Origin of the sequence: Nocardioides sp. Root682 (assembly GCF_001427795.1) — a bacterium.
Classification (GTDB): domain Bacteria; phylum Actinomycetota; class Actinomycetes; order Propionibacteriales; family Nocardioidaceae; genus Nocardioides.
This window is the reverse complement of record NZ_LMHJ01000001.1, coordinates 1,371,795-1,398,280: the sequence shown is the minus strand read 5'-3', so window position 1 is coordinate 1,398,280 and position 26,486 is coordinate 1,371,795. Positions and strand designations below refer to the sequence as shown.

Below are 26,486 nucleotides of genomic sequence, written 5' to 3'. Positions count from 1 at the left end.
GGTGTCATCGACACCGGTGTCCCGATCGCGGGTGACGGTGCACCGCTGGTCTCGGAATTCCACCTGATGGAACTCATCGCCGTACTGGGCCGCTCACCTGATGGTGGTCGTGCCTATGTGGGGCGGATCATCGAGTGCGCCTGGCGCCTCCCCAACCTCTACGCCGCGGTGGTCGAGGGCAGGTTGGCTCCCTGGCGTGCCGAACGCATCGCCGACCTCACCCGGTCGTTGAACGCGGAGGCCGCTGCGTTCGTGGACCGCCAGCTCGCAGCGGTCGGTGGCGTGGGTTGGGCACAGCTCGACCGCCTCGTGACTGAAGCAATCCTGCGGTTCGACCCCGAACGTGCCGAGCAAGAGCGCCAGGCCGCAGCCGACCGGCGGCACTTCGACTTCGACGACATCGACTCCAACGGCCAGGTCGAGTCCCACAGCCTGCTGGACGCCGCCGATGCCCACGACCTCGACCAGGCGCTGACCCGCCGCGCGATCGTCCGAGGCAAGCTGGGTGACACCGATTCGTTCGACGTCCGCAGGTCCAAGTCAGCTGGCGACCTGGCTCGCCAGGACCTGTCCCTGGACCTGCTCTTCGCTGATGAGGAAACCGGTGAGGTCATCGCCACCTCACCGGGTCGCAAGGTCGTCCTGAACGTCCACATCACCGACACCACCCTCAACGACGACGAAACAGGCAACGAGCCCGAGAACCCGTTCGCGAAGCCCGACCCGAACCCGGTCGCCAATCCGGTGGGGCGGTGGGCCGACAAGCAGGTCCCGATCAGCACGGCGCAGATCAAGGAATGGCTCCGCGCACGAGACACCACCGTCATCGTGCGCCCGATCATCGATCTGGCCGATTGCGTCCCGGTCGACTCCTACGAGATCCCCGACCGCATCCGCCAACGGGTCCAGTTGAGGGATCACAGCTGCCGGTTCCCCGGCTGCGGGGTCTCGACAAGCTCGACTACCGGGCACTCCTGCGACCTCGACCATGCGCAACCGCATGGGCAGGGTGGCGTGACCTGTCCGTGCAACCTCGTCCCACTGTGCCGGCGACATCACCGCGCCAAGACCTTCAGCCGATGGCGCTACCTGATCGTGCTGCCCGGGTACTACCTGTGGACCAGCCCGAACAGCAGACACTTCCTCGTCGGACCCGACGGCACCAGGGCACTCGACCCACCACGCACCGTCGACCCCGACGAATAGATCCCGAGCCTCGCACCCCGCCCACCAGCGGGGTCAGCGGCATGCGCGAGGTCAGTCGTCCAGCAGGTAGGCCGGGTGCTCGGCACCGAACAGCCACTCCTCGGTGACGTGGATCTTCGTGAGCCGCTCGAGCAGCGTCCACGAGGCCGCCCAGGTGTCGTTCTCGAGGTCGAGGCCCTTCTCCTCCGGCAACGGCTTGGTCTTGGCGTAGTCGAAGTCGAGGAAGGGGTCGAAGCTGCGCACGACCTTGCCGTCGCGGGCCACGAGGACGTGGTCGTCCCCGTTGACGGTGTTGCCGTACGACGCGGCGATGCCGCCACGGCTGAGTGCCTGGACTCGCTCGTCCGGGATCAGGCCGTAGGTGAAGAGGACGACGCCCTCCTCGCGCTCGGCGACGACCACGGCCCAGAAGTTGTCACGACTGGCCTTGCGTCGGATGGGGGCGAGGGCCTTGAGTGCTTGCGCCGCGTCGATCCCGGGCACGACCACCACCTGGTAGCCGGACGAGTACTGGTCCTGGTCGACCCAGGCGTAGGGGCGGTCAGGGTCCTTGGCCGGCTCGGGCGGCAGCGTGGGACTGGGCTGGGCGTCCAGGCGAGCCTCGTTGAGCTCGTCCACGATCGCTGCTGGAACTGACCATTCCGCGGAAGCCAGGGCGTTGTTCCAGTCGTCGCCGTACGTCGCTGCCGCGAGGTAGGCCTCACCCTCGCACTCCGGAATCGGTCCGCCCATGTGGGAGTCGCCGGGCAGCAGGAGCTTCGCGTTCCTCTCGAACGAGTCGCCGGCAAGAACCCGGTCCTCGGGGCCGGAGGAGTCGGCATCGTCGTCGGTCCACGGCATCCCGGGGTCGTCGGACTGCTCGCAGTGGAGCTCCGCACGCGGAACCGGTTGTGGGTCAGCTCCCTGGTTATCGGTCCGCATCGTCACGGTCAGCCACGGACCCAGCTCGTCGCCACCGACGTCCGTGATGTCGAGCCGGACACGCAGCCCGTCCCCGAGATCGGCGTACTCGCCCAGGTTCGTCCGGGCGGACTCGTCTTCGCTGATGAGGACGCCGTACGCCGACACGGCGTCGTCCGGGGTGTCCTCCGATGCGCCAGCCGACGAGTCCGCGTCACCACAGCCGGAGATGCCGAGCGCCACGACCGCGAGCAGGGGCAGCCACCGAGAACACCTCATGAGCGCCGACCGTAGCCGCGAACCCGTCCGCTCCGGACCCGAATGCGCGCAACCGGGACCCTCCCGCCCACAACCATTAGCCAACCTTCCCTCCCTAGCGTGAGCCACATCACAGGTCCCACGCTCAAGGGAGAGTCATGACCCGGATCAGCCTCACCGTCGACGGTCAGCAGGTGTCCGACGACGTCGAACCCCGCATGCTGCTGGTGCAGTACCTGCGCGAGAAGCTCGGCAAGACCGGAACGGTCATCGGTTGCGACACCAGCAACTGTGGTGCCTGCACGGTCCACCTCGACGGCACGAGCGTGAAGTCGTGCAACGTGCTCGCCGTCCAGGTCGACGGCAGTGAGGTCACGACGATCGAGGGCCTGGCCGGTCCGGACGGTGCCCTGCACCCGGTCCAGGAGTCCTTCCGGGAGTGCCACGGACTGCAGTGCGGCTTCTGCACGCCGGGGATGATCATGCAGACCGTCGACCTGCTCAAGGAGAACCCGAGCCCCTCGGAAGAGGCGATCCGGCTCGGGCTCGAGGGCAACCTCTGCCGCTGCACCGGCTATCACAACATCGTCCGCGCCGTGCAGCACGCCGCCGGAGTCGGCAGCGCCGCGACCTCCGGTGAGGAGGTGTCGGCATGACTGCCACCCAGGAGCCGCTGCAGGCCGAGATCGGGCGGGACCGGCGCCGCAAGGAGGACCAGCGCCTGATCACCGGCCGCACCCGCTGGACCGACAACATCACCCTGCCGGGGATGTTGCACCTGGCCATGGTGCGCAGCCCGTTCGCCCACGCCCGGATCACCAACATCGAGACGACAGCCGCGAAGGCGAGCACCAACGTCGTCGCCGTACTGACCGGCGCCGACCTCGGCGAGGGGCAGGGGGTCTGCATCAACGCCTGGCCGGTCGTCACCGACCAGGTCACCCCGGCGCACGTGCCGATGCCGTCGGACCGGGTCGCCTTCGCGGGCGAGACGGTGGCCGTGGTGGTCGCCCGTACGGCGGCCGAGGCGCGCGACGCCGCGGAGCTGGTCGAGGTCGACTACGACGTACTGCCCGCAGCCCTCGACCTCAAGGAGGCGGCGCTGGCCCACGAGAACGGCGGCGCGCTCGCGCACCCCGACCTCGGCACCAACGTCAGCGCGGTCTGGAGGTTCGACTCCGCTGAGGCCGGCACCGGCGGCGACGTGGAGGCGGCCATCGCCGAGGCCCGCGCCAACGGCATCGTGATCGAGCGCGAGTACCGCCAGCAACGGCTGATCCCCGCCTTCATGGAGCCGCGCAGTGTCGTGGTCGACCCGACCGGCGAGCAGATCACGGTCTGGTCGGCGACCCAGATCCCGCACATCCTGCGCTTCGCGCTCGCCGCGACCACGGGCGTCCCGGAGTCGAAGATCCGGGTGATCGCCCCCGACGTCGGCGGCGGCTTCGGCGGCAAGCTGCAGCAGACGCCGGAGGAGATGATCGCCTTCGCCGTCGCGCGTCGGCTCGGCAAGCCGGTCAAGTTCACCGAGACCCGCAGCGAGTCCCTGCTCACCGCCCACCACGGCCGCGACCAGTGGCAGCGACTCACGCTGGCGGCCACCAAGGACGGCACGGTCACCGGCCTCAAGGTCGACCTGCTGGCCGACCTCGGTGCCTACGTCGCGATCGTCGGCGGCGGCGTGCCGGTGCTCGGAGCCTTCATGTTCAACGCGATCTACAAGTTCCCGGCCTACCAGTTCCAGACGACCAACGTGCTCACCAACAAGACCTGGACCGACGCCTATCGCGGCGCGGGCCGCCCGGAGGCGACGTACGCCATCGAGCGACTGATGACCGAGCTGGCCGCCGAGCTGGGCGTCGACCCGCTGGAGGTACGGGAGAAGAACTGGATCAAGCACGAGGAGTTCCCCTTCACCACGGTGGCCGGGCTGGAGTACGACTCCGGCAACTACGAGGCGGCGACGGCCCGCGCCAAGGAGATGTTCGGGTACGACGCCCTGCGGGCCGAGCAGGCCGAGCGCCGTGCCAGCGGCGACCGGGTGCAGCTCGGTCTCGGTGTCTCGACGTTCACCGAGATGTGCGGCCTGGCTCCGTCGCGGGTGCTCGGCTCGCTCAACTACGGCGCCGGAGGCTGGGAGCACGCCGAGATCCGGATGCTCGCGACCGGAAAGGTCGAGGTCATCACGGGAGCCTCCGCCCACGGGCAGGGACACGAGACGGCGTTCAGCCAGATCGTGGCCGACCGGCTCGGGGTCCCGTTCGAGGACGTCGAGGTGCTCCACGGTGACACCCAGATCTCCCACAAGGGGCTCGACACCTACGGGTCCCGCAGCCTGGTCGTCGGCGGCGAGGCGCTGGTCCGGGCCGTCGACAAGGTCATCGAGAAGGCGAAGCCGATCGCCGCGCACCTGCTCGAGGCCTCCGTCGACGACGTCGAGTTCGGGGACGGCCGGTTCAGCGTCCGCGGCACCGACCAGGGGATGGCGATCACCGAGATCGCGACCGCGGTGTTCGCCGCCCACAACCTGCCCGACGGGACGGAGCCGTCGATCGACGCGGAGGCGACGTTCGACCCCGTCAACTTCAACTACCCGCACGGCACCCACCTGTGTGCGGTCGAGGTGGACACCGAGACCGGCCAGGTGACGATGCGCAAGTACGTCTGCTGCGACGACATCGGCAACGTGATCAACCCGCTCATCGTGGCTGGACAGGTCCACGGCGGCCTCGTCCAGGGCATCGCGCAGGCCCTCTGGGAAGAGGCCGTGTACGACGAGAACGGCACCCTGGTCACGGGTTCGTTCGTCGACTACCTGCTGCCCACCGCGGCCGACACGATCACGTTCGAGGTCGACCACACCACCTCGCCGTCGACCACCAACACCCTCGGCACGAAGGGTGTCGGCGAGGCCGGCACCATCGCCTCGACGCCGGCCGTGGTCAACGCCGTGGTCGACGCGGTTCGTCAGTTCGGTGTGACCGACATCCAGATGCCCTGCACACCCGAACGGGTCTGGCGGGCGATCAACAGCGGCGGTTCCGGTGGCGAGACGACCGGCGCCGCGGCTCCCCACTTCGACCCAGCGACGGGCATGTCCGGAACCGTCGACCGCGCAGAAGGAGACGTCCAGTGATTCCCGCAGCCTTCGAGTACGTCGCACCGACCTCCGTCGAGGAGGCCCTGGCCGCCCTCGCCGAGCACGGCGCGGCAGGCGACGACGTGAAGATCATCGCCGGCGGGCAGAGCCTGTTGCCCGTGCTCCGGATGCGGCTCAACGCCCCCGAGTGGGTGATCGACCTGGGCCGGATCGACGCGCTGCGCGGCATCCGGGACGAGGGGGACCACCTGGCGATCGGCGCAATGACCACCCATCACGACGTCGGGCACAGCGCGCTGGTCCACGAGCACGCGCTGTTGATCAGCAAGGCGATCACGCACCTCGCCGACGCCCAGGTCCGGCACCGCGGCACCTTCGGCGGTGCACTGGCGCACGCCGATCCTGCTGGCGACCTGGGTGCGCCCGCACTCGCACTGGAGGCGACCTTCGTGATCCAGGGGCCGGGAGGCACCCGGACGGTGCCGGCCGCGGAGTTCTTCGTCGACCTCTTCGAGACGGCGATCTCCGAGGACGAGATCCTGACCGAGGTGCACGTCCCGAAGCGCGGCGGCTGGGGGGCGTCGTACGAGAAGTTCGTGCGGATCGCCCACCAGTGGCCGATCGTGGCGGTCGCAGCGACGGTGCGGACCGAGGGCGGCACGATCGCCGAGGCGCGGATCGGGCTCACCAACATGGGCTCCACGCCGGTGCGCGCCCACGCAGCGGAGCAGGCGCTGGTCGGCCAGCCGGCGACAGAAGAGGGTGTGGCTGCAGCGGCAGCCGTCGCTGCCGAGGGGACCAACCCGCCCAGCGACCTCAACGGTGACGCCGACTACCGCCGCCACCTCGCCGGCGTACTGACGCGGCGGGCCGTGCTGGCGGCGGCCGGCTGAGGACGGTTCGCGATGGACCTGACGCACACCTTCACGGTGCCCACGACGATCGACGCGACCTGGGCGCACTTCCAGGACATCGGCGCACTGGCCGAGTGCTTCCCCGGCGCCCAGGTCACCGCGGTCGGTGAGGACGCCGACGGCGCGCCGACCTTCGAGGGCACCTGCAAGGTCAAGCTCGGTCCGATCGCCCTCGTCTACGCAGGCGCCGGGAGCTTCGTCGAGCGCGACGAGGGCGCCCACCGCTTCGTGGTCGACGCGAAGGGCCGCGACAAGCGCGGCAACGGTACGGCGGGCGCGAAGGTGACCGTCACGATGACCGAGCCTGGTGACGCCGGCGGGCAGACCACCGTCGAGGTGGTCACCGACCTCGCCATCACCGGCAAACCCGCGCAGTTCGGTCGTGGCGTCATGCAGGACGTCTCGGACAAGCTGCTCGGCCAGTTCGTCGCCTGCCTCGAGCAGCGGCTCGCCGACGAACCGGGTGCCCCCGACCAGGACTCCGGGCAGGACACCACGCCGTCCCCGGCGCCCGATGCGCAGGCAGGTCCGAAGCACGCGGCGCCACCCCCGGACGACGACGCCCTGGACCTCGGGGCAGCCGTGATTCCGGTGCTGATCAGGAGCTACGGCAAGAAGGTCGTGATCGGTCTCGGGGCGTTGCTGGTGCTGTTGACCCTGGTGCGTCGGCTACGGCGCTGAGAGTCCTCGTTCCTCGGCCGCGGCGGCCTCACCAGCTGTTCGGGCGGTTGTAGTCGTCGTCGTACAGCTCCTGGTCCTGGCGGCGCTGGTCCAGGCCCTCCTGGTTGTTGCGCTCCAGCTGTTCCTGCCGGGGATCCTTCTGCCCGTCCTCCTCGCCGTCGGACTCGTCGTCGGGCTGCTGGGGGTCCTGCGGCGGATTCGGGTCCTGTTGCTGGTTCTCCTGGATCTTGTTGCGCAGCCGGTCGTCGACGGTCGCTGCGTCCTCGGTCTGCTTCTCGCCGCGGCCGGAGTCCGTCGGGCAGGAGCCCTCGGCGAGCACGTTGATCCCCGTCTGCCAGGCGATGATCGCCTCGTCGGTGTTCTTCTCCGCGTACGACGCGTCGCCGACCGCCTCGTGGACCAGTGCGAGGTTGATCCGCACGGTGCACTCGTCGCGGTGCGGGACGTCCTCAAGGGCCGTTTCGTAGGCCGTGATCGCGTCGGGCCACGCGCCGTCGACGTGCAGGGCGGCGCCTTCGTTGAACGCGGCGATCCACGACTCGAACCAGTTGAGGCGCCGGTTGTCGGTGAACTCGGCGACCGCACGGTCGAAGTCCTGGTCGTCGAAGGCGTCTCGGCCCGCTGCGTTGTTCTGCAGCGTCAGGCCGACCTTGAGGCACCAGGCCAGGACGAGCAGGGCCGGCAGGATGCCGGCAACCAGCAGCACCCGGCGCAGCCGGCGACGGGGGTCCGGTGGCCTCCTCATCGGCCCGCTCCCTTCACGGGTGCCGGCAACAAGGTGGTGCGCGAGGCCCACACCGCGCGCCAGCCGGCCCGCAGCTCGGCGAGCACCAGGGCGAGCAGGACCAGGCCGAACAGCCAGGTGAGGTCGTGCTTGGCCGGGCGACCGTCCCCGCCTTCGCCGTCGACGTACGACGCCTCGAAGGACTCCGCGATCTCTCCGATGCCGGCGGTGCTGGTGCGGTGGGCGAACGCGACCCCGAGCTCGTCGGCGATCTTCTCGAGGTTCTCCAGGTCGGCCTTCGAGACCGCGCTCTGGTCGGTCTCCGGGTCCAGGACGTAGCCCTCGTCGATGTCCAGGTCGCTGGAGGACGGCATCGTGGCGCCCTGCTCGGTGCCGTAGCCCAGGACGATGCCGCCGGCGATCAGGTCGGCGACGTCCTCGAAGGAGGGATCCGTGCTGCCCTGGCTCTCCGCGGTGTCCTCGCCGTCGCCGACGTAGACCACGACCCGGCGCCGCTCGGGGCGCTGGTCCTCGGCGCGCTGGAGGACCTCGGTCAGCTCGGGCACCGGCCGGTCGGCCCGCGACCCCTCGCCGTCCTGCGGCCCCTCGAGGTAGACGGTGTCGACCGCGGACTCGAACGCAGTGACGTCCGTGCTGAACGGCAGCACCAGGCGCGCCTCGGCGCCGAAGGTCAGCATCCCGAAGCGGGCACCCGGAAGGGCGTTGGCCAGGGCGACCAGGTCCGACTTCACGCCGTTGATGCGCGGTTCGCGGTCGTCGAAGTCGAGGGCCGCCATGGAGCGCGTGCGGTCGAGGACCACCAGCACGTCGATGTCGGCGAGCTGGGTCGGCGCGTCGGCCTCCCCGACGCCGGGGCGCAGCAGGACGAGGATGAAGGTGAGGGCGATGCCGATGCGGCGCGCGAGGACCAGGACGGTCGCGGTGGAGGGACTCATGGCGTGTCCTCACGGCGTCGTCCGCGCAGCGCGATGGCGCCCTCGGCGATCCACACCGCCACCAGGCCACCCAGGCCGATCCCGGTGATGACCGTGCCCAGGGTGGGCCGGTCCAGCACCTGCACCAGCGGCGGTCGGTCGATCTTCCTGGCCTCGAGGTTGCCGATCGCGGCGATGACCGCGGCCGCGCTGCCGTCCTGGCCGAGCAGCGCGAAGGTCCCGCCGGTGCCGGTCACGGCGTCGTCGAAGAGCTGCAGTGCACTGGGGCGGTCGGCGGTCAGCGGTGCGGCGATGCCGTGCACGATGACGTCCTCGTCAGCGGCGAACTGCGCGGCGCCCGCGACATCGAAGATGCCCTCGCCGATCGGCTCATTGTCGGAGGCCAGCACGATCGCACGGCTGCGTTCCTCGTCCTTGCGGTCGAACCGCTGGACGCAGGACGCGAGCCCGTCGCCGAGCTGTGACTGCACCGACCAGTCGACGACGGTTCCGGCGGTGTAGAGGGCGTAGGCGTCGCTGTAGACGCCACCGGTGCCGAAGGCCGCCTCGGCCTCAGTGAGCTGCTCGACCACGAAGTCGTAGTCGTCGGTCAGCGGGAACACGGTGATCGCGACGCCGCTGAAGATGGTGAGCCCGACCCGTTCGCCCTGCAGTCCGTCGACGATGGTGCGGAACTCACGGAGCACCTCGGCGTCCACCTCGGCCATCGAGCCCGACGCGTCCAGGCAGAGCATGATGTCGCGGGTCCGGTCGTCCTGCTGCATGGTCTGGCGCTCCTGGACCCGTCCCGAGAGCACGATGGCGCCCGCGCAGGTGAGCAGCGCGGCGAGGGTCAGGCAGGTACCGATGATGACCCGGCGTCGTACCAGCGTCTGGTAGCGGGGGAGCGAGCGCAGGCGATCGGCGTGGGCGACGTACGCCGCACCCGCCGGCGGGCGTCCCCGGGTGCGCGCCCACCACACGAGCAGGCCGACGACGAGCACGACCAGCAGGGGCAGCATCCACGGCCAGCGGAACTCGCTGCCGCCGCCGTTCCAGGTCAGGTCCATGTGCCCACCAGGCTTCGTGCCTGTGCGACGGCCGTGTCGAAGGCGTCCTCGGCGAGGGTCGCGTCGGGGGCGAACTCGGGCGGATACATCACCTCGATGGTGTCCACGAGCTCCTGCGGTGCCCGCTCGCGGAAGTCGGCCAGCGCCATGGTCCGCGCGGGCAGGGTGGTGACCGTCGCGACGTAGGAGCGGACCACCTCGCTGAGCTGCTGGTGGCCGTCACGGGGAGGCAACGCACCGGCGCGGACCTGGGCGACCACCCGATCGATCCGCCCCAGGTGCTCCGCCTGGGCACTGGGTACGTCGACGTCCGGGCGCGCGATCGTCGGGACCCGCGGCGGCCGGGTGATCCACCAGGACACCAGGTAGTAGGCGACGACCAGGGCGAGGAGAACGACGGCGAGCCACAGCCACCAGTCGGCGTACGTGACCGGACCGGTGAACTCGTCGGGCATCGGGGCTGGCTCAGCGCCGGCGAGCATGGCGGTGCCTCTCCAGGAGCCGGTAGACGGCGCTGATGGCCGACTCGGTGTCCCGAACCCGTTCGTGTACGACGCCCAGCTGCTCGAGCCGGCGGCGGAGCTGTTGCTCCTGGCTGGTGACGAGGGCCGCGTACTGGTCGCGGAGCTCCCGGTCGTGGCGCAGCCAGCCGGGCACCTCGGCCCCGGCATCGACGTCGACGAGGCGACGGTCGGCGACCGCGGGCAGCGTCGGGTCGAGGTCCCCGATGGTCAGGAACAGCACCTCGTGCTGGGCGGTCAACCGCCGCAGGATGTCGACACTGGCCTCGGGCAGCGTCGTCTCGTCCGACACCACGACCAGGATCGTGCGCCGGCGGACGGTGCGCGCGACGTACCGCAGCAGGGCGGTCAGGTCGGAGGGCGGACCGTCCGGAGCGATGGCGTCGTGGACGATGCCGAGGAGCCGTTCGAGGTGGAGCTCGTTGCCCTCCGGCGGACGCGCGGACTGACGGGTCGCGTCACCATGGGCGAGGCCGACCAGGTCGCCGTGCTGCACCGCGAGGTAGCCCATCACGCCCGACACGAAGACGGCGAGATCGCGCTTGGAGACCGCCGCGTCGTTCATCGCAGCCATGCTGCGCCCGGTCGAGACACACAGCAGCACGGTGTGCTTGCGCTCGGCGACGTACCGCTTGATCAGGAGCTGGCGACTGCGGGCCGACGCCTTCCAGTCGATGTCCTTCACGTCGTCACCGCGGACGTACTCGCGCAGGTCGTTGAAGTCGATGCCGCGGCCGACGTGGATCGCGGCGTACTCGCCGTCGAGCAGTCCACGCACCTTGCGGTGCGCATGGACCGAGAGGCGGGACTTGATCCGGGTGAGGTGGGCGGTCATGGCAGCGTCATCTCGAGGCCGGGGTCACGGGGTCGGGACCGCCCGGAAGACGGCGTCGATCACCGTCTCGGGCCGGATGCGGTCGGCCAGCGCCTCGAAGCTCAGGTGGATCCGGTGCCGGAGCACGCTGTGCCGCAGCTCGCGGACGTCCTCGGGGATGACGTAGTGGCGGCCCTGCACCACGGCCATCGCGCGCGCCGCCTGGAAGAACGCGATCGACCCGCGCGGGCTGGCGCCGATGTCGACGTAGTTGCCGAGCTCGGGGCCGAGCAGCTGGCCGACGTTGCGGGTCGCCCGGATGAGGGAGACGACGTAGCGCTTGATCGCCGGGTCGACGTACACACGACGGACCAGGCTCTGGATCCGGGCGATCTCGGCGGTGGTCACGACCGGCTCGATGTCGGTCATGTGCTGGCCCAGGGTGCCGTCGTCGATCCGTTCGAGGACCATCAGCTCGTCGTCCTCGCTCGGGTAGTCGACGATCTCCTTGAGCAGGAACCGGTCCATCTGGGCGTGGGGGAGGATGTAGGTGCCCTCCTCCTCGATGGGGTTCTGCGTCGCGAGGACCATGAAGGGCTGGGGCAGCGGGTGGATCGTTCCCGCGATCGAGGTCTGTCGCTCCTGCATGGCTTCGAGCAGCGCGGACTGGGTCTTCGCGCTGGATCGGTTGATCTCGTCGAGCAGGACGAAGTTGGCGTGGACCGGACCGAGCTGGGTTTCGAACTCGTGGCGCCGCGGGTCGTAGACCTGGGTGCCGATGATGTCGCTCGGCAGCAGGTCCGGCGTGCACTGGATGCGGGCGAACTGCGCGTTGATGGCCTGCGCGAGCGTTGCGGAGGCGAGGGTCTTGGCCAGGCCGGGGACGCTCTCGAGGAGCACGTGGCCCTCGGCGAGCAGGGTGACCAGCAGCGCCGTACGCACCCGGTGCTGTCCCACGACGCGGCTCGAGAACGCCTCGGACACCCGGCTGATCGCCTCGGTCGCGTGCTCCAGCTCAGCGGCGGTCAGCGGGGTGCCGGAATTCGTGGCGGGTGACTCGAAGGCCTCGATCATGCGCCAAACCTACTTCTCAGCCACCAGCGAGGAGTCGCGCACGTAGGTCTTCGTCGCGGCGGAGCCGGGCCAGGTCGCGTTCCCGGCGCTCGGCGATGATCGCCGCCAGGACCAGCTCCGGGGGCGCACCGGCCGGTGGGGCCGGCGCCACATGGGGGAGCACGTCGGCGAGCAGCGCCCGGCCGACGCGGTCCCGGGAGACGGGGTCGAGCGTCGGCAGGCGGCCCAGGAACTGACGAATCGCCAGGGCAGTTCCGGTCGGCAGCGTGCCGAGGTCGGTGCGCCGCGCCCAGGATGCGAGGGCGGGCGGCATCTGGGGCGGGTACGGCAGGCGCAGGCGGACCCGGGCGCGCACGACGTAAGTACCGGCGGCGTAGTCGCCCAACCGCTTGCCTCGCGAGCTCAGCATGATCGAGAAGAACGCCGGAGCCCCGGTGAACGCATAGATCTCGACGAAGCCGATCAGGGCCCGCACCAGCGCGTGGTGGAAGCTGATCGGCCCGCCGTCGTCGCGGACGGCGCGCAGGCCGAGGGCGAGCTTGCCGACGGACCGACCTCGGGTCAGCGTCTCGACGGTCGTGGGGATCACGAGGAAGGTCACCACCGTGGCGAGCACGGTCGCCGCCCCGGTGAGGGCGTCGTCGCCGACCGGGATCGTGGCGACGGTCAGGACGATGAAAAGGACCACGAACGTCACGATCGTCACGAGCACGTCGAGCATGCCGCTCGCGAGGCGGAGTCCGAGCGAAGCGGCGGGGAGATCGAGCGCGACACCTTCGCCGGTGACCAGGTCATCGGCGGTGACGGTGGCGAAGTCGGACGTGCTCATCGGGACCAGCCTGTCACACCCCCGTACCCTGTGGCCGTGCCCCGCATCGACCTCGACGCCTACGTCGCGGCCCATTCGTACTCCTGGGTGCGCCTCGAGCAGCTGGTCGCGCTGCGCAAGCGCAACGGGGCCGAGGCCGACGAGCTGGTGGACCGCTACCAGCAGGTCGCCACCCACCTCTCGGTCGTGCGTACGTCGGCGCCGGACGGCGAGCTGGTTGCGTACCTCTCCTCGCTGCTCGGCCGATCGCGGATCGCCATGCTGGCGTCGCGGGTGCCGACCTGGCGCGGCGTCGCCCGGTTCTTCACCGACCAGTTCCCGGCTGCGCTCTACCGGCTGCGCTGGTGGTGGCTCGGGTGCCTGGCCGGCAATGTCGTCGTGATCGCCGTGATGATGGTGTGGCTCACCCACCACCCCGAGGTGGAGCAGAACCTGATCTCGCCGCAAGAGGTGGACCAGCTGGTCAACAGCGACTTCGAGAACTACTACAGCGAGAACGCCGCGGGCGCCTTCGCCACCCACGTGTGGATCAACAACACCTGGGTCAGCGCGCTGTGCATCGCCTTCGGCATCCTCGGGTTCCCGGTGATCTACCTGCTCTTCCAGAACGTCGCGAACCTCGCCATCGTCGGCTCGATCATGACCCGCCACGACCGGGGCGAATTGTTCTGGGGTCTGATCCTCCCGCACGGACTGCTCGAGCTCACCTGCGTGTTCGTGGCCGGCGGGGTCGGCCTGCGGCTGTTCTGGTCCTGGATCGAACCCGGACAGGTCAGCCGGGCGTCGTCGCTGGCGCGGGCCGGGCGGACTGCCGTCACCGTCGCCCTCGGGCTCGGGGTCGTCCTGTTCATCAGCGGCATCGTCGAAGGGTTCGTGACGCCGTCGCCGCTGCCCACCTGGGCACGGATCGGGATCGGCATCCTTGCGGAGGTCGTGTTCCTTGTCTACGTGTTCGTCATCGGCCGGGCTGCCGCTGCGCGCGGTGCGACCGGGGACATCGGCAACGACCTGCTCGAGGACCGGGTCGCCACCCAGGCCTGACTCCTGCTCGCGCCGTCGCTACAGCAGGCCTTGTGCCTTGAGGTGCAGGTAGTGGTCGGCCAGGGCGGGCGGCAGCTGCGCTGCGTCCGCATCGACGACGTCGACACCCATCCGCGTGAGCACGTCACGCATCCGTGCGCGGCGAGCGAGCTCGTGCTCGGCTGCCGCGGCGCCGTACACCTCGTCGGCGGTGGGCGCCTCTCCCGGCGTCGCGAGCCGGTTGAGCTCGGGATCACGCACCGAGGCGAGCACGACCCGGTGGTGGCGGGTCAGCACCGGGAGCACGGGGATCAGCCCGTCGGAGATGGCGGAGGGCTCCAGCGCCGTCAGGAGCACGACGAGGGCGCGCTGTCGCCCGAAGCCCTGGACTGCGCCGGCGAGAGCGTCCCAGTCGGCTTCGACGAGCACGGGGTCGAGGTCGGCCATCTGTTCCTGGAGGCGGGCCGCGACGTCACGCACGCCGTGGACCCGCTGGCGGGCCCGGACCCGGCGGTCGCCGGCGAGGAAGTCGATGCGGTCGCCGGCCCGGGAGGCCAGCGCGCCGAGGAGCATCGCGGCGTCCATCGCTGCGTCGAGGCGCGGCATGCCCTCGGCGTCGTCGGCACCGGCTTCGCGGGCGACGCGTCCCGCGGAGGTGCGGGAGGTGTCGAGCACGATCACCACGCGGCGGTCACGCTCGGGCTGCCAGGTCCGCACCACGACGTGGGGGGTTCGCGCTGACGCGCGCCAGTCGATGGAGCGCACGTCGTCGCCGCGGACGTACTCGCGCAGCGAGTCGAACTCGGTGCCCTGCCCGCGTACCCGGACCGCGGCGCGGCCGTCGAGGTCGCGAAGGCGCGCAAGACGGGAGGGCAGGTGCTTGCGCGACTCGAAGGGTGGCAGCGCGCGGACCGACCCGGGGACGTCGTACGTCTGCTGGAGGGCGGACAGCCCCAGCGGACCCCACGACCGGACGGTGACGCCGTGGGCCCGGAGGTCGCCACGTCGGCGCGGGAGCAGCGGCGTCGTCAGTCGCTTCTGTTCGGTCGGCGGCAGGCGCAGGCGGTGGCGGTTGTCGCTCGCGCCCGCCGACGGCTGCCATGCGTCGCGCACGTCGACGTGGATGCGACGTGTCCCGTTGTTGGTCACCACGAGTCCGGCGGTGGCAGGGTCTCCGAGCCGGACGGTCCCGGGCTGGCGGCGGCTGATGCCGACCGTCCGTGGCCGAGGAGTGAGGAGGGCGTCGATCCCCACCAGCACGAGCACACCGAGCAGCCACAGGGAGACCGTGCTCGGGAACGGGCGCAGCCACACGGCTCCCAGCCCCAGCAGGAGCAGGAGCGGAACGCGCCCGGAGATCACCATTTCGCTCGTCGACTACCTGGGCACCGGCACGGAACCGATGGCGGAAGCGAGCACCTGCGCGACGTCGACACCCTCGAGCTCGGCCTCGGGACGGAGTCCGAGCCGGTGGACCAGGGCGGCCTGCGCCAGCGCCTTGACGTCGTCGGGGGTCACGAAGTCGCGGCCCGACAGCCACGCCCACGCGCGCGCCGCGCGCAGCAGCGCGGTGGCGCCACGCGGGCTGACGCCCAGCGACAGGGACGGCGACTGGCGGGTGGCGCGCGCGATGTCGACGATGTACGTCGCGACCTCGGGGGAGACCTGCACGCGCTTGACGGCCGCCTGGCCGGCCTCGAGGTCGGCACCGCTGGCGACCGCCTGCACTCCGGCACCGGCGACGTCGCGCGGGTCGAAGCCCTCCGCGTGGCGGGTCAGGATCTGGATCTCGTCGTCCCGCGGCGGGATCGGGAGCACGACCTTGAGCAGGAAGCGGTCGAGCTGGGCTTCCGGAAGGGGATAGGTGCCCTCGAACTCGACGGGGTTCTGGGTGGCCGCCACGAGGAACGGGCGCGGGAGCGGCCGGGTGACGCCATCGGCGGAGACCTGGCCCTCCTCCATCGCCTCGAGCAGGGCCGACTGTGTCTTCGGGGGCGTCCGGTTGATCTCGTCGGCCAGCAGCAGGTTGGTGAAGATCGGTCCCTCGCGGAAGCTCAGCTCGCCCGCGCTCGAGTCGATGACCAGCGACCCGGTGATGTCGCCGGGCATCAGGTCGGGCGTGAACTGCACCCGCCGGGTCTCCACCGACAGGCTCGCGGCGAGGGTGCGGACGAGGAGGGTCTTCGCCGTCCCGGGCACGCCCTCCATCAGGACGTGGCCGCCGCAGAGCAGGGCGACGAGGAGCCCGGACACCGCAGCGTCCTGGCCTACGACGGCCTTGCCCACCTCCTGACGTACGGCGAGGAGGCGTTCGCGCAGCGCCTGGTCGTCGGTTCGGGACGGGGCGGGGAATCCAGCGGTTGAGGTCATCCGCGTCGTACCTCTTTCCTCAATCGGGTGAGCGCCTGGGCGAGCCCGACCAGGTCGTGATCGGTCGCAGGGGGGATCTGGTCATCGTTCAGCAGGGCGCCGATGTCCTCGACACGGGTGTCGAGGTGCTGGGCCGTCGCCTCGATCACGGTGGCCGGTGGCGTACGCCGGTCCAGGCCAAGCCGTACGGCGAGATCGGCGCGCGCCGCGCGACGCAGGGCGCGGGCGGCGTGGCCCCGGTCGCCGCTGCGGCGGTACATCCGGCCCCGGCTGTGTGCGGTCTCGACCGCCCTCACCACCACGGGTAGTGGTTCGGTGGAGAGCGGACCGAGCCGGCGGAAGCGCCACAGGATCAGGGCGATCACGGTCAGGCCGCCCAGCCAGACGCCCGGGCCGATCCAGCGGGGGAGCAGGGAGGTCAGGGTGACCGCGTCCCCGGAGGCCGGGTCGGTCAGGTTGGGGACATACCAGACCACGCGCTTGCTCGCCCCGAGCAGACGGATCCCGACGGCCGCGTTGTCGGCCCGGAGGACCTGGTCGTTGCTCAGCGCCTGGCCCGCACCGAACAGCACCAGTCGGTCGGCGCGGTCTTCCAGGAGGACCGCGCCCCCGCCGGTTCGGAAGCAGGACGGTCCGTCGGGGCCGTCGTACACGGTCATCTCGTCGACCTCCAGGGCCAGACCGCCCACCCCTCCGTTGCAGTCGGCGTCGACGCGTTCCTCGGCGACCAAGGTGACCTCGAGGTCGGGGTCGATCTCCTCGATCACGGTGTACGACGGCTCGATCAGCACCAGTCGCCCCGGAGCCGCCTTGTCCCGCAGTCGCTGGAGGGTGCCCGGTGAGAGGAAGTCCGTGCTGGTCACCACGACCGACGTGGAGGCGTCGACGGTGGTGTCGTCGAGCGCGGCGGCGGAGCGCACGATCGTCAGGTCGACGCCCTCGTCCTCGAGGACGCGGGCGATCGCCCGACCGCCCTCGGGCGCGGGGTTGCGGGGATCGAGCGGGTCGGGGTACTGCTCGGCGTCCCGTGACGTCCAGACCGCGACGCCGAGGGCAAGCACCAGGGCGACCGCGACCAGCACCCAGCCCGGGGGACGGCGCCTCATCGGCGGGCCGTCCGGCCGGCGAGCCGGTCGTCGAGCGCCAGCAGGTCGCGAGCCTGCTCGACGGTGGCCGGCCGGTCGCCGTACAGGACCTGGTCGAAGAGGTCAGCGCCGCGCCTCAGCGCGGGCCCGTGATCGGCGAAGGTGACAGCGAGCGCGCCAGCGAGCTCGTGCGCGGTCGCCTGGGGGACGTCGTCGATGCGGCCGCGTTCGATCTGGCGCACCGCGACTGCCCGGAACGCGTCGATCAGCGCGGCGCCCGGGTCTCCAGCTGCGAGGGCCGCCTCAGCGCGGGCGCGCAGCTGGTCGGCGGTGATGACCTCGTCGGTCAGTGCTGCGGTCGGCGCCTGGTCGGCACGGGCGGTACGCCGGGCCCGCGACACGATCAGGATCATGCCCGCCAGGAGCAGCAGGGCCACCAGGATCGCGACCACCACGGTGAGCAGCGGTGCATCCGACGCGGTGCTGACGCTGCCATTGATCAGGCGGTCGAGCCAGTCGCTGATCCGCTCCAGCAGGTTGGCGTCGTAGTACTCCGGATGGGCGAGCTCACGACGCAGCTGACCGCGCGCCTCGTCACCGCTCGGATCGAGCGGCGGGTCGAGGCGGCCGAGCAGCGGCAGCGCGAGCACGGCGATCATGCGGCGATGATCCCTGCCTCACGCATCAGCTCGACGTCCAGTGCCTCCTTGCGCATGCGCAGGTCGACGTACTGGACGGACGTGACCGCGGCGACGAAGGGCGCGACGAAGGCGTTCTGGACGATCAGCGCGATGGCTTGCGACACCACCAGGAACAGCGCGGCGTACTCCACGAAGGCGATCGCTCCGACCTGCCCGATGACGCTCACCGGCGTCGACAGCATGCTGCCCGCGACCGAGCCGATCAGCACCGTGAGCAGCGCAATGCCGAAGGTCCGCCAGAACTGGCCGGCGGTGAGCGACCACCCGCGCCCGATCGCCCCGAACACACCCACCTCCTCGAGCATCAGCGGGGGCACCGGCAGGTAGTAGAACCGCACCCACAGCCAGCAGCACAGGCATCCGAAGGCCGGGATGGTGATCACGCCCCACGCGACGATGGGCCAGGGGTTCGGGCTGACCGCCACGACGATCACCCACAGCAGCACGTAAGCCGTGAGCAGGGCGAAGAACGACACGTTGATGATCGCCGCGAGGCCGATGAGGCGCCAGCGCTTCCCGTGCGTGGCTGCCCACGCTTGACCGAGGCTGAGGCGGCGGCCGACCGCTGCGGCCCGCGTGACATGGGCGATCATCCCCGTCACGAGGATGACGCCGACCTGCGCGAGAAGGATGGACAGCAGCAGGGATCCGTAGGCGGCGAGCAGTCCGAGGGCGTCCGCAGTCGATGCGTCGGGGTCGACGTCGCCGGACAGGTCGAGCGCGAGGCCGACCGTGAAGGTGAGGACCGCGGTGATCGCCACCGGGATGATCATCGCCACCGCGGTGACCATGACGGCGGCACCGACCGTTGCCTTGGGGTTGAACCGGATGATCCGGAACGCCCCGTCGTAGATGCTGCCCAGCGTGAGGGGGCGCAGCGGGAAGGCCCCGGGCTTGTGTGCAGCCCCGAGCGCCAGGCCCGGCGCCATGCCGCCCGGCCTGCCGGCGGCGGCGTACGTCGCCCAGGGAGCGCCGGGGGTAACTGCGGGGCCAGGAGGCGGGGGAGTGGCCGGAGCGGCCCCCGGCGGCGCGTACCCGCCGTGGTTCGGCAGGGGGTCATCCGGCGGCGGGGCACCCGGAGGCGGGTACTGCGACGGGCCGTCGGTCATCGTTCTCCCTCTGATGGCACGGTTGATTCACGCGGTGCGGACATCCTTGCATCCGCCTGCGCACGACCCCTGAGGGAGACCTGCCTCGTAAATTTGGTCGGGCCGGTGGACCTCTGCCAAGATGTTCCGGTTGCCCCGATGGGTTTGTCGGGGTGCGAGCAACACCCTTTGACTTCTGAATCGTGTCTCCCACGCGGAGTGGTCGGATCCCTGATCCGGTCAGCGCCGCTGCGAGCGTGTTCCGGTTGTCGACGTTGGTCGCACCGCACGCCACCGGATCTTCCACCAGGAAGTTCGGGGGTGAGACCCGATTCAGACAACAACAGCTCCGCTTTCTCCATGCCAGCAGCCGGTACCACCAGGTCAGGGGCAGGGCGAGGGAAACAAGTGTGTGCCAGCAAAACGGCGCGACACGCCCGACCTCGGGGGTCGGAGCTGCCAACAGATTTGACCGGCCCGGTACGTACGACACGAAAAGGACGAGAGAGACCTATGGCGGGACAGAAGATCCGCATCAGGCTCAAGGCCTATGACCACGAGGTGATCGACACCTCGGCGCGCAAGATCGTCGACACGGTCACCCGCACGGGTGCCAAGGTCGCCGGCCCGGTGCCGCTGCCGACCGAGAAGAACGTCTTCTGTGTCATCCGGTCGCCGCACAAGTACAAGGACTCGCGCGAGCACTTCGAGATGCGCACGCACAAGCGCCTCATCGACATCATCGACCCCACGCCGAAGACCGTCGACAGCCTCATGCGCCTCGACCTCCCGGCCGGTGTCGACATCGAGATCAAGCTCTGAGGTTGTTGACATGACGGTAGAACGCAACGTGAAGGGTCTGCTGGGCACCAAGCTCGGCATGACTCAGCTGTGGGACGAGAACAACCGCGTCGTCCCGGTGACGGTGGTTGCTGCAAGCACCAACGTCATCACCCAGGTCCGCCAGCCCGAGCCGGACGGCTACAACGCCATCCAGATCGGCTACGGCGAGATCGAAGGCCGCAAGGTCAACAAGCCGCAGGCCGGCCACTTCGCGAAGGCCGGCACCACGCCGCGCCGCCACGTGGTCGAGATCCGCACCGCTGACGCCTCCGAGTACACCGTTGGCCAGGAGCTGGCAGTCGACACGTTCGAGGCCGGCCAGGTCATCGACGTCACCGGCACCAGCAAGGGCAAGGGTTTCGCCGGTGTCATGAAGCGTCACGGCTTCCACGGTGTCGGCGCCTCGCACGGTGCCCACCGCAACCACCGCAAGCCCGGCTCGATCGGCGCGTGCGCCACGCCGGGTCGCGTGTTCAAGGGCATGCGGATGGCCGGTCGCATGGGTAGCGACACGGTCACGACGCAGAACATCACTGTTCACGCCGTCGACGTCGAGAAGGGCCTCGTGCTCCTCAAGGGTGCCGTTCCCGGCCCCAAGGGTGGCGTCGTCGTCCTCCGCACGGCAGCGAAGAAGGGCTGATCAACATGGCCAAGACCGTTTCCGTTGACCTTCCCGCCGAGATCTTCGACGCCGAGGTCAACGTTCCCCTCATCCACCAGGTCGTGGTTGCCCAGCAGGCAGCCGCTCGCCAGGGCACGCACTCGACCAAGCGTCGGGGCGAGGTCCGCGGCGGTGGCCGCAAGCCCTACAAGCAGAAGGGCACCGGCCGCGCCCGTCAGGGCTCGACCCGCGCGCCTCAGTTCGCCGGTGGTGGCATCGTCCACGGACCGCACCCCCGCGACTACAGCCAGCGCACCCCCAAGAAGATGAAGGCCGCCGCCCTGCGCGGAGCCCTCTCGGACCGCGCGCGCAACGAGCGCATCCACGTGATCGACGCCCTGGTCACCGGTGAGAAGCCGTCGACCAAGGCTGCGCTCACCTCGCTGCTGGCCCTCACCGACCGCCGCAAGTTCCTCGTGGTGCTCGAGCGGACCGACAGCGTCACCTGGCTCTCGCTGCGCAACGCGCCCGAGGTCCACATCGTGGCCGTCGACCAGCTCAACACCTACGACGTCCTCGCGAGCGACGACGTGGTGTTCAGCAAGGCCGCGTTCGACCTGTTCGTCTCCGGCGGTTCCGTCGACGCCGCTCCCGAGGCCAAGAAGGCCAAGAAGGCCAAGGAGGGCGACAAGTGAGCACGCTGCACAAGGACCACCGCGACGTCCTGATCGCGCCGGTCGTGTCGGAGAAGAGCTACAGCCTCCTCGACAACAACAAGTACACGTTCGTGGTGCGCCCTGACGCCAACAAGACCGAGATCAAGATCGCGGTCGAGAAGATCTTCGGCGTCAAGGTCACCTCGGTGAACACCCTCAACCGCACGGGCAAGGTCCGTCGGACCAAGCACGGCCTCGGCAAGCGCAAGGACACCAAGCGCGCCATCGTCAGCCTGGCTGAGGGCCACCGCATCGACATCTTCGGAGGTCAGGCCTGATGGCTATCCGCAAGTACAAGCCGACAACCCCGGGCCGTCGCGGCTCGTCGGTCGCCGACTTCGCTGAGATCACCCGCACCACGCCGGAGAAGTCGCTCACGCGTCCGCTCCCGAAGAAGGGTGGCCGCAACAACCAGGGACGCATCACCACGCGTCACCAGGGTGGCGGTCACAAGCGGGCCTACCGGATCATCGACTTCCGTCGCTACGACAAGGACGGCGTGCCGGCCAAGGTCGCTCACATCGAGTACGACCCCAACCGGACCGCCCGCATCGCGCTGCTGCACTACGCCGATGGCGAGAAGCGCTACATCGTGGCTCCGAAGGACCTGACCCAGGGCATGCGCGTCGAGTCGGGAGTCGGTGCTGACATCAAGCCCGGCAACAACCTGCCGCTGCGCAACATCCCGGTCGGTACGACGATCCACTGTGTCGAGCTCCGCCCCGGTGGCGGCGCCAAGATGGCCCGCTCCGCTGGCAACAGCGCGCAGCTGGTCGCCCGTGAGGGTTCCCGCGCCACGCTGCGTCTGCCCTCGGGCGAGATGCGGTTCGTCGACGTGCGCTGCCGCGCCACCGTCGGTGAGGTCGGCAACGCCGAGCAGTCCAACATCAACTGGGGCAAGGCCGGCCGGATGCGCTGGAAGGGCAAGCGCCCGACCGTCCGCGGTGTCGTCATGAACCCGGTCGACCACCCGCACGGTGGTGGTGAGGGCAAGACGTCCGGTGGTCGTCACCCCGTCTCCCCGTGGGGCAAGCCCGAGGGCCGTACGCGCAAGCGCAAGGCCAGCGACTCCCAGATCATTCGCCGCCGCAAGTCCGGCAAGAACAAGCGCTGAAGGAACTGAAAGATGCCTCGCAGCCTCAAGAAGGGCCCCTTCATCGACGGCCACCTCCTCAAGAAGGTGGACGCCGAGAACGACAAGGGCACTCACAACGTCATCAAGACCTGGTCGCGTCGGTCCATGATCATCCCCTCGATGATCGGCCACACGATTGCGGTCCACGACGGGCGCAAGCACGTTCCGGTCTTCGTGTCTGACTCCATGGTCGGCCACAAGCTGGGCGAGTTCGCCCCGACCCGCACCTACCGCGGACACGTCAAGGAAGACCGAAAGGGGCGCCGTCGATGAGCACCACCGAGCGCCACCGCACCAGCGCGCGCCGGGAATCCATCCTCGGCGACGAGCCGGGTGCCTACGCTTCCGCGCGTTACGTCCGGATCACCCCGATGAAGGCCCGTCGCGTCATCGACCTGGTCCGCGGCCTGCCCGCAGACGACGCGCTGACGCTGCTGCAGTTCGCGCCGCAGTCGGCTTCGACCACGATCTTCAAGGTGCTGCAGAGCGCCGTCGCGAACGCCGAGACCACCGAGGGCCTGCCCACCGGCAACCTGGTCGTCTCCGTGGCACGCGTCGACGAGGGTCCGACGATGAAGCGCTGGCGTCCCCGTGCGCAGGGCCGGGCCACCCGGATCAACAAGCGCACCAGCCACATCACCATCGCGGTTCAGCCCGCCGACGTTGTCGAAGCGAAGACCAAGAAGGGGGCCAAGAAGTAATGGGCCAGAAGATCAACCCGAACGGCTTCCGCCTCGGCATCTCCACCGACCACAAGTCGCGTTGGTACGCCGACAAGCTGTACAAGGCCTACGTCGGAGAAGACGTCGCGATCCGCAAGCTGCTCAGCAAGGGCATGGAGCGGGCCGGCATCTCCAAGGTCGAGATCGAGCGCACCCGTGACCGGGTCCGCGTCGACATCCACACCGCGCGTCCGGGCATCGTCATCGGTCGCCGTGGCGCCGAGGCCGACCGGATCCGTGGCGAGCTCGAGAAGCTCACCGGCAAGCAGGTCCAGCTGAACATCCTCGAGGTCAAGAACCCCGAGATCGACGCCCAGCTCGTTGCCCAGGGTGTTGCCGAGCAGCTCTCCGGTCGCGTGCAGTTCCGTCGTGCGATGCGCAAGGCCATGCAGACCTCGATGCGTTCGGGTGCCAAGGGCATCCGGATCCAGTGCTCGGGCCGGCTCAACGGCGCCGAGATGTCGCGCACCGAGTTCTACCGCGAGGGTCGCGTTCCGCTGCACACGCTGCGTGCCGACATCGACTACGGCTTCTACGAGGCCAAGACCACCTTCGGCCGTATCGGCGTGAAGGTCTGGATCTACAAGGGCGAGGTTGCCGGCACCCGTGCCGAGCGCCAGGCCCAGGCCGCTGCTCGCGCCGGTGTTCCCGGTCGCGGCGCTGGCCGTCCCACCCGTGGCGGTGAGCGTCCGACCCGTGGGTCGCGCGCCGACCGCCCGACTCGCTCCGACGCGCCCTCTGACGCAGCTGCCGCCCCGGCCGCTGCTCCCGAGGCGGCTGCTGCGGAGCCGACCACCGGATCGGAGTCCTGAGCCATGTTGATGCCCCGTCGCGTCAAGCACCGCAAGCAGCACCACCCGAAGCGTCGGGGTGCTGCGAAGGGTGGCACGTCGCTCGCGTTCGGTGACTTCGGTATCCAGGCGATCGAGGGTCACTACGTGACCAACCGTCAGATCGAGTCCGCACGTATCGCCATGACCCGTCACATCAAGCGTGGTGGGAAGGTGTGGATCAACATCTACCCGGACCGCCCGCTGACCAAGAAGCCGGCTGAGACCCGCATGGGTTCCGGTAAGGGCTCGCCCGAGTGGTGGGTCGCCAACGTCAAGCCCGGCCGTGTCATGTTCGAGCTCTCCGGTGTCTCGGAGGACGTCGCCCGTGAGGCGATGCGCCGTGCCATCCACAAGCTGCCCATGAAGTGCCGCTTCATCACGCGAGAGGCTGGTGAGTTCTGATGGCTATCAACGCCACTGCTGCTCACGAACTGGACGAGCTCAACGACGTCGACCTCGAGGCCAAGCTGCGCGAGGCCAAGGAGGAGCTGTTCAACCTGCGTTTCCAGGCGGCCACCGGCCAGCTGGAGAGCCACGGACGGCTCCGTACGGTCAAGAAGGACATTGCCCGGATCTACACCGTGGTGCGCGAGCGCGAGCTCGGTATTCGTACCGCTCCGGGTGCCGAGGAGGAGAACTGATGGCTGAGCAGACTGAGCAGACCGAGACCGCCCGCAACGCGCGCAAGACCCGCGAGGGCCTCGTGGTCAGCGACAAGATGGACAAGACCGTCGTCGTGACCGTCGAGGACCGCGTCAAGCACGCGCTCTACGGCAAGGTCATGCGGCGCACCAGCCGTCTGAAGGCGCACGACGAGCAGAACGACTGCGGCGTCGGCGACCGTGTCCTCATCATGGAAACCCGCCCGCTGTCTGCCACCAAGCGCTGGCGCGTGGTGGAGATCCTCGAGCGCGCGAAGTAAATCCGTTCGGCCAGGCTCGATCGCCTGTGAGCGATCGAGAACCGGCACGACAACCAGGAGAAATCGATGATTCAGCAGGAGTCGCGACTCAAGGTCGCCGACAACACCGGAGCGAAGGAAATCCTTTGCATCCGGGTGCTTGGCGGCTCCGGTCGTCGCTACGCCGGGATCGGTGACGTCATTGTCGCCACCGTCAAGGACGCCATTCCCGGCGGCAACGTGAAGAAGGGTGACGTCGTCAAGGCCGTCATCGTCCGCACCGTCAAGGAGCGCCGCCGTCCCGACGGCTCGTACATCCGCTTCGACGAGAACGCTGCGGTGATTCTCAAGAACGACGGCGAGCCCCGTGGAACCCGCATCTTCGGCCCCGTGGGCCGTGAGCTGCGAGAGAAGAAGTTCATGAAGATCATCTCGCTCGCGCCGGAGGTGCTGTGATGGGTGCCCGCAAGAAGGCGGAGCAGGTCCGCAAGAAGCCCAACCTGCATGTCAAGAAGGGCGACACCGTCAAGGTCATCGCCGGCAAGGACAAGGGCGCCGAAGGCAAGATCATCAAGGTGATCCGCGAGGACAACCGCGTGATCGTCGAGGGTGTCAACCGGATCAAGAAGCACACCAAGGTCGTCGACCAGGGTGGGCGTTCGGGCAACACCGGCGGCATCATCACCACCGAGGCCCCGATCCACGTCTCCAACGTGATGCTGGTCGAGGGTGACGGCGTGACCCGCACCGGCAGCAAGCGGGTCGAGGTCACCAAGCGTCGCCCGGACGGCTCGGAGTACGCGTCGACGCGTAGCGTCCGTGTCTCCCGCAAGACCGGGAAGGAAATCTGATGTCGGAGTCCACCACCGAGTCCACGGACGTCGAGGTCGCCGAGAAGGTGTACCCGCGTCTGAAGACCAGGTACCGCGAGGAGATCCTCCCCGCCCTGCGTACCGAGTTCGAGATCGCCAACGTCATGCAGGTCCCCGGCCTGACCAAGATCGTGGTCAACATGGGTGTCGGCGAGGCCGCGCGTGACTCGAAGCTGATCGAGGGCGCGATCCGCGACCTCACCGCGATCACCGGCCAGAAGCCGTCGGTGACCAAGGCTCGCAAGTCGATCGCCCAGTTCAAGCTGCGTGAGGGCATGCCGATCGGCACGCACGTCACGCTGCGCGGCGACCGCATGTGGGAGTTCCTCGACCGCCTGCTCTCGCTGGCGCTGCCCCGTATCCGCGACTTCCGGGGCCTCTCGCCCAAGCAGTTCGACGGCCGTGGCAACTACACGTTCGGTCTGACCGAGCAGGTCATGTTCCACGAGATCGACCAGGACAAGGTCGACCGCCAGCGGGGCATGGACATCACCATCGTCACCACGGCGACCAACGACGAGCAGGGACGGGCGCTGCTCAAGCACCTCGGCTTCCCGTTCAAGGAGAACTGAC

At 69.5% G+C, this 26,486-nt stretch carries 33 protein-coding genes; 20 read left to right on the top strand and 13 right to left on the bottom strand.

Translation table 11 applies throughout. From position 1 onward, the window contains the following. Positions 1-1,206, top strand: a 1,206-nt coding sequence (locus tag ASD84_RS06645; protein ID WP_082587099.1) for an HNH endonuclease signature motif containing protein, incomplete at its 5' end; no start/stop codon positions are given. Between the two features lie 51 nt (positions 1,207-1,257). On the opposite strand, the gene ASD84_RS06640 is transcribed toward ASD84_RS06645, so the two are convergent. Further along, positions 1,258-2,385: a DUF6461 domain-containing protein gene (locus tag ASD84_RS06640; protein WP_156391625.1), complete on the bottom strand. Its 1,128-nt coding sequence runs from the start codon at positions 2,383-2,385 to the stop codon at positions 1,258-1,260. Positions 2,386-2,522: 137 nt separating this feature from the next. On the opposite strand from ASD84_RS06640, the gene ASD84_RS06635 reads away from it, so the two are divergent. From ASD84_RS06635 to ASD84_RS06620, 4 genes are read left to right on the top strand one after another with little or no spacing between them, the layout of a single operon-like run. Next, the gene (locus ASD84_RS06635; RefSeq protein ID WP_056708081.1) at positions 2,523-3,020 is read left to right on the top strand and encodes a (2Fe-2S)-binding protein; all 498 of its coding nucleotides are present in this window, start codon (positions 2,523-2,525) and stop codon (positions 3,018-3,020) included. After that, positions 3,017-5,500, top strand: coding sequence for a xanthine dehydrogenase family protein molybdopterin-binding subunit (locus tag ASD84_RS06630; RefSeq protein ID WP_056708078.1), 2,484 nt, complete (start codon positions 3,017-3,019; stop codon positions 5,498-5,500). Before ASD84_RS06635 ends, ASD84_RS06630 begins: the two co-directional genes overlap by 4 nt. Continuing rightward, positions 5,497-6,357, top strand: coding sequence for an FAD binding domain-containing protein (locus ASD84_RS06625; RefSeq protein ID WP_056708075.1), 861 nt, complete (start codon positions 5,497-5,499; stop codon positions 6,355-6,357). The genes ASD84_RS06630 and ASD84_RS06625 overlap by 4 nt, the downstream gene beginning before the upstream one ends. Positions 6,358-6,369: 12 nt before the next feature. Next, on the top strand, positions 6,370-7,059 hold the full coding sequence (locus tag ASD84_RS06620) for an SRPBCC family protein (RefSeq protein ID WP_056708069.1): 690 nt from the start codon (positions 6,370-6,372) through the stop codon (positions 7,057-7,059). Positions 7,060-7,087: 28 nt separating this feature from the next. Here the strand turns inward: ASD84_RS06620 and ASD84_RS06615 are convergent, their stop codons facing one another. Genes ASD84_RS06615 through ASD84_RS06585 form a run of 7 tightly spaced genes read right to left on the bottom strand, consistent with a single transcriptional unit; the run spans position 7,088 to position 13,026 of the window. Further along, a complete protein-coding gene (locus tag ASD84_RS06615) occupies positions 7,088-7,804 on the bottom strand; it encodes a hypothetical protein (protein WP_156391623.1) in 717 nt (238 codons plus the stop codon). Beyond that, positions 7,801-8,739 carry a vWA domain-containing protein gene (locus ASD84_RS06610; protein ID WP_056708059.1) on the bottom strand — a complete coding sequence of 313 codons (939 nt, stop codon included), beginning with the start codon at positions 8,737-8,739 and terminating at the stop codon, positions 7,801-7,803. The genes ASD84_RS06615 and ASD84_RS06610 overlap by 4 nt, the downstream gene beginning before the upstream one ends. Continuing rightward, on the bottom strand, positions 8,736-9,788 hold the full coding sequence (locus ASD84_RS06605) for a VWA domain-containing protein (protein WP_056708056.1): 1,053 nt from the start codon (positions 9,786-9,788) through the stop codon (positions 8,736-8,738). The genes ASD84_RS06610 and ASD84_RS06605 overlap by 4 nt, the downstream gene beginning before the upstream one ends. Beyond that, complete coding sequence (locus tag ASD84_RS06600; protein ID WP_056708053.1) at positions 9,779-10,270, bottom strand: hypothetical protein; 492 nt, start codon at positions 10,268-10,270, stop codon at positions 9,779-9,781. Before ASD84_RS06600 ends, ASD84_RS06605 begins: the two co-directional genes overlap by 10 nt. Then, positions 10,254-11,144, bottom strand: coding sequence for a DUF58 domain-containing protein (locus tag ASD84_RS06595; protein WP_056708049.1), 891 nt, complete (start codon positions 11,142-11,144; stop codon positions 10,254-10,256). Before ASD84_RS06595 ends, ASD84_RS06600 begins: the two co-directional genes overlap by 17 nt. Before the next feature lie 24 nt (positions 11,145-11,168). Beyond that, positions 11,169-12,197, bottom strand: a complete 1,029-nt coding sequence (locus tag ASD84_RS06590) for an AAA family ATPase (protein ID WP_056708043.1) — start codon at positions 12,195-12,197, stop codon at positions 11,169-11,171. 16 nt (positions 12,198-12,213) lie between these two features. Continuing rightward, positions 12,214-13,026, bottom strand: coding sequence for an RDD family protein (locus ASD84_RS06585; RefSeq protein ID WP_056710748.1), 813 nt, complete (start codon positions 13,024-13,026; stop codon positions 12,214-12,216). 36 nt (positions 13,027-13,062) lie between these two features. Between ASD84_RS06585 and ASD84_RS06580 the strand changes: the two genes are divergently transcribed. Continuing rightward, a complete protein-coding gene (locus ASD84_RS06580) occupies positions 13,063-14,067 on the top strand; it encodes a stage II sporulation protein M (RefSeq protein ID WP_235531003.1) in 1,005 nt (334 codons plus the stop codon). 18 nt (positions 14,068-14,085) lie between these two features. Here the strand turns inward: ASD84_RS06580 and ASD84_RS06575 are convergent, their stop codons facing one another. From ASD84_RS06575 to ASD84_RS06555, 5 genes are read right to left on the bottom strand one after another with little or no spacing between them, the layout of a single operon-like run. Continuing rightward, positions 14,086-15,411 carry a DUF58 domain-containing protein gene (locus tag ASD84_RS06575; RefSeq protein WP_056708042.1) on the bottom strand — a complete coding sequence of 442 codons (1,326 nt, stop codon included), beginning with the start codon at positions 15,409-15,411 and terminating at the stop codon, positions 14,086-14,088. A 12-nt stretch (positions 15,412-15,423) separates the two neighbouring features. Further along, positions 15,424-16,416 carry an AAA family ATPase gene (locus tag ASD84_RS06570; protein WP_056708038.1) on the bottom strand — a complete coding sequence of 331 codons (993 nt, stop codon included), beginning with the start codon at positions 16,414-16,416 and terminating at the stop codon, positions 15,424-15,426. Further along, on the bottom strand, positions 16,413-17,522 hold the full coding sequence (locus ASD84_RS06565; RefSeq protein WP_156391621.1) for a DUF4350 domain-containing protein: 1,110 nt from the start codon (positions 17,520-17,522) through the stop codon (positions 16,413-16,415). The genes ASD84_RS06570 and ASD84_RS06565 overlap by 4 nt, the downstream gene beginning before the upstream one ends. Further along, complete coding sequence (locus ASD84_RS06560) at positions 17,519-18,160, bottom strand: DUF4129 domain-containing protein (RefSeq protein ID WP_056708029.1); 642 nt, start codon at positions 18,158-18,160, stop codon at positions 17,519-17,521. Before ASD84_RS06560 ends, ASD84_RS06565 begins: the two co-directional genes overlap by 4 nt. Further along, a complete protein-coding gene (locus tag ASD84_RS06555; protein WP_156391619.1) occupies positions 18,157-19,311 on the bottom strand; it encodes a hypothetical protein in 1,155 nt (384 codons plus the stop codon). Before ASD84_RS06555 ends, ASD84_RS06560 begins: the two co-directional genes overlap by 4 nt. Positions 19,312-19,803: 492 nt before the next feature. Between ASD84_RS06555 and rpsJ the strand changes: the two genes are divergently transcribed. The 14 genes from rpsJ to rplE all read left to right on the top strand — a co-directional run bounded on the left by rpsJ (position 19,804) and on the right by rplE (position 26,485). Beyond that, positions 19,804-20,112, top strand: a complete 309-nt coding sequence (gene rpsJ, locus ASD84_RS06550; protein ID WP_007078637.1) for a 30S ribosomal protein S10 — start codon at positions 19,804-19,806, stop codon at positions 20,110-20,112. Between the two features lie 10 nt (positions 20,113-20,122). Next, a complete protein-coding gene (gene rplC, locus ASD84_RS06545; RefSeq protein WP_056708024.1) occupies positions 20,123-20,773 on the top strand; it encodes a 50S ribosomal protein L3 in 651 nt (216 codons plus the stop codon). 5 nt (positions 20,774-20,778) lie between these two features. Continuing rightward, positions 20,779-21,429 carry a 50S ribosomal protein L4 gene (gene rplD / locus ASD84_RS06540; RefSeq protein WP_056708022.1) on the top strand — a complete coding sequence of 217 codons (651 nt, stop codon included), beginning with the start codon at positions 20,779-20,781 and terminating at the stop codon, positions 21,427-21,429. Beyond that, complete coding sequence (gene rplW, locus ASD84_RS06535) at positions 21,426-21,728, top strand: 50S ribosomal protein L23 (RefSeq protein ID WP_056708020.1); 303 nt, start codon at positions 21,426-21,428, stop codon at positions 21,726-21,728. The genes rplD and rplW overlap by 4 nt, the downstream gene beginning before the upstream one ends. Next, the gene (rplB, locus tag ASD84_RS06530) at positions 21,728-22,564 is read left to right on the top strand and encodes a 50S ribosomal protein L2 (RefSeq protein WP_056708018.1); all 837 of its coding nucleotides are present in this window, start codon (positions 21,728-21,730) and stop codon (positions 22,562-22,564) included. The genes rplW and rplB overlap by 1 nt, the downstream gene beginning before the upstream one ends. Positions 22,565-22,576: 12 nt before the next feature. Continuing rightward, positions 22,577-22,858, top strand: coding sequence for a 30S ribosomal protein S19 (gene rpsS / locus ASD84_RS06525; RefSeq protein ID WP_056708017.1), 282 nt, complete (start codon positions 22,577-22,579; stop codon positions 22,856-22,858). Continuing rightward, complete coding sequence (gene rplV, locus ASD84_RS06520; RefSeq protein ID WP_082573192.1) at positions 22,855-23,286, top strand: 50S ribosomal protein L22; 432 nt, start codon at positions 22,855-22,857, stop codon at positions 23,284-23,286. The genes rpsS and rplV overlap by 4 nt, the downstream gene beginning before the upstream one ends. Then, entirely contained in the window at positions 23,286-24,119 is an 834-nt protein-coding gene (rpsC, locus tag ASD84_RS06515; RefSeq protein ID WP_056708015.1) for a 30S ribosomal protein S3, read from the top strand. Before rplV ends, rpsC begins: the two co-directional genes overlap by 1 nt. 3 nt (positions 24,120-24,122) lie before the next feature. Beyond that, a complete protein-coding gene (gene rplP, locus ASD84_RS06510) occupies positions 24,123-24,542 on the top strand; it encodes a 50S ribosomal protein L16 (RefSeq protein WP_056708012.1) in 420 nt (139 codons plus the stop codon). Next, entirely contained in the window at positions 24,542-24,781 is a 240-nt protein-coding gene (rpmC, locus tag ASD84_RS06505) for a 50S ribosomal protein L29 (protein ID WP_056708009.1), read from the top strand. Before rplP ends, rpmC begins: the two co-directional genes overlap by 1 nt. Further along, on the top strand, positions 24,781-25,062 hold the full coding sequence (rpsQ, locus tag ASD84_RS06500) for a 30S ribosomal protein S17 (RefSeq protein WP_056708007.1): 282 nt from the start codon (positions 24,781-24,783) through the stop codon (positions 25,060-25,062). The genes rpmC and rpsQ overlap by 1 nt, the downstream gene beginning before the upstream one ends. Positions 25,063-25,128: 66 nt before the next feature. Next, complete coding sequence (rplN, locus tag ASD84_RS06495; RefSeq protein ID WP_017932847.1) at positions 25,129-25,497, top strand: 50S ribosomal protein L14; 369 nt, start codon at positions 25,129-25,131, stop codon at positions 25,495-25,497. Then, positions 25,497-25,892 carry a 50S ribosomal protein L24 gene (rplX, locus tag ASD84_RS06490; protein WP_056708002.1) on the top strand — a complete coding sequence of 132 codons (396 nt, stop codon included), beginning with the start codon at positions 25,497-25,499 and terminating at the stop codon, positions 25,890-25,892. Before rplN ends, rplX begins: the two co-directional genes overlap by 1 nt. Next, the gene (gene rplE, locus ASD84_RS06485) at positions 25,892-26,485 is read left to right on the top strand and encodes a 50S ribosomal protein L5 (protein WP_056707998.1); all 594 of its coding nucleotides are present in this window, start codon (positions 25,892-25,894) and stop codon (positions 26,483-26,485) included. The genes rplX and rplE overlap by 1 nt, the downstream gene beginning before the upstream one ends. The last annotated feature ends 1 nt before the right edge of the window (position 26,486 follow it).